At 69.7% G+C, this 2,027-nt stretch carries 2 protein-coding genes and 1 pseudogene; 2 read left to right on the top strand and 1 reads right to left on the bottom strand.

The features are described 5' to 3' along the window. On the bottom strand, nt 1-143 hold a 143-nt coding region (locus ACWCQ6_RS37025), incomplete at its 3' end, for a DUF2637 domain-containing protein (RefSeq protein WP_451096867.1). A 294-nt stretch (nt 144-437) separates the two neighbouring features. Between ACWCQ6_RS37025 and ACWCQ6_RS37020 the strand changes: the two are divergent. Both ACWCQ6_RS37020 and ACWCQ6_RS37015 read left to right on the top strand, forming a co-directional pair. After that, nucleotides 438-872, top strand: a pseudogene (locus ACWCQ6_RS37020) (transposase family protein); the annotation flags it as partial. 92 nt (nt 873-964) lie between these two features. Continuing rightward, nucleotides 965-1,606 carry a helicase associated domain-containing protein gene (locus ACWCQ6_RS37015; protein WP_451096865.1) on the top strand — a complete coding sequence of 214 codons (642 nt, stop codon included), beginning with the start codon at nt 965-967 and terminating at the stop codon, nt 1,604-1,606. Nucleotides 1,607-2,027 lie beyond the last annotated feature (421 nt).

Genomic DNA, 2,027 nt, shown 5'->3' with positions numbered 1-2,027 from the left:
ACCAGCGAGAAGTCCCCGAAGCCCTTCTGGAGGGCGAGCTCGCGCACCGCCGCGTACGATCCCGCGAATCCGATCGCGGCGATGAGCACCGCACCAGCGACCACGAGACCGATGAGTATCCGGTGGGTGCGTGTCAGCTGCATCGCGGCCACCCGCGTTCCCTCGGCCACGTCAGCCACATCTCCTTACTCACCTACTCACCTGAACGTTCCTTCACCCTCCCACGCGCACCAGCCCCATCACCGGCGTACAACGCGTCACGCGGCACACCGTGCACCAACCGTGACCACGCCAGGCTGGCTTTGTTCACCAGTTTCGGTTCTGGCACAGGTTCCGTGCAGCGGTTGCTGTGCGTGATGGTCGGGCGTCTCGGAGAAGCGTCGGAAGTTGCCCGAAAATCAGCCGTCGCCGCGCCGGTTGGGCTGAAAGTCCACACCGTGGAAGAGGTTGCACTCCGGTTGAAAGAGCTGTTGTTCCCGTCGATCGCGGACATCGCGGTGCTGTCGGTAGACGTGAATATCGAGGTAGTGCGTGTTGACGCGCAATGCACCACGGTCGACGCCGCCTGCCCGGCGTGTGGGGCTCGGTCGACTCGGATTCACAGCTCCTACCTGCGATTCCCCGCTGATGCGCCGAGCGTCGGACGACGCGTCGTACTCCAGTTACGAGTTCGGCGGTTCCGATGCGGGAACAACTTGTGCCCCCGCCGGACCTTCGCGGAACAGATAGCCGGCCTCACCCGCAGGCATGGCCAGCGCACCGAGCGACTGCGTTCCACCCTGGCCGCAGTCGGTCTCGCCCTGGCCGGCCGGGCCGGTGCCCGGCTGGCTGCCGTCCTCGGCGTGGCCGTTAGCCGGAGCACGGCCGTGCGGTCACCGGCCGCGCCCGGGCAAAGACCCGGGCGCGGGCCGAAGTCCAGGAGGACACCGACGACCAGGACCAGGAGCACGACGGCGAGGACGCCGTGGACGTCCTGGAGGACGGGGACGGGGCGGGGGTGCGGGTGAGTGGGGCGGCGGCCGGGGTGCTGCGGTTCAGCGAGGAACGCGACCCCGCGGTCCTGGCCCAGTTCGTGCGGCTGCGGGTCATCGACCCGGAGGGCGCCTACTGGCGGCGCGGGATCGAGGCGGCCGGGCGGTGGCTGCGCGAGACCGGGAACGGTGTGCTGCGGGTGCCGTACACGGTCATCACGCCCAAGGACTGGGGCGCGGTCGGCGGATATCCGCTCGGGCAGTGGATCGCCGAGCAGCGCCGCGCCTACACGGCCGGAACACTGGAGGCCGGACGGGTCGCCGAGCTGGAAAAGCTCGGGATGGTGTGGTCGGAACAGGAGGCGGCCTGGGCGGACGGGATCGCCGTCGCCAGGCAGTACACCGCGGCGCACGGCCATTTCCTGCCCCCAACCGGTGCGGTCTGGGCCGACTACCCGATCGGGGTCTGGGCGAAGAACGCCCGCGCAGCGGCCCGCCGTGCCGCCGAGAACAACGAGCTGCGCGCGGCCGGCCGCCCCGTCCCGTCGGCGGCCGGGGCCATGACCCAGGCGCGGCGCGATGAGCTGGACGCGATCGATCCGGGATGGTGCCCGGCATGGGCCACCGGATGGTAGCGCTGCTACCGCCTCGTCCACAACCACGTCCAGGCCGGCGGAACCCTCCCGGAGACTGCGGGCGACGTCGTCGTCCACGGCGAAGACCTCGGACGCTGGGTCACCGCCCAGCGGCACGGGTGGGAACAGCTCCTGCCCGTACAGCAGTGGATCCTGGAGAACACCCTCGGGCTCACACCAGCCGAGGAACACGAGCAGCCGGTGAAACGGACACAGGATGCGAAGTGGGCGGTCAACCTCGCGGCAGCACGGCAGTTCCATGCGCGTGAAGGGCATCTTCGGGTGCCCCGGAAGCACGTCGAACAGGTGGGGACGGATGCGGGCTTGGGGGGTGCCCCTATCTGTTTCGTCAACCCCGGCGGGGGCGGTCTATGGGGGTTGGGCATGGTTTTCGGGAACGTCCCGCGAAGCGGGACGTTCC

It is taken from the genome of Streptomyces sp. NPDC001880, assembly GCF_053594575.1.
Note: the sequence above shows the minus strand (reverse complement) of the source record. Positions and strands in the feature narration are given on the sequence as shown.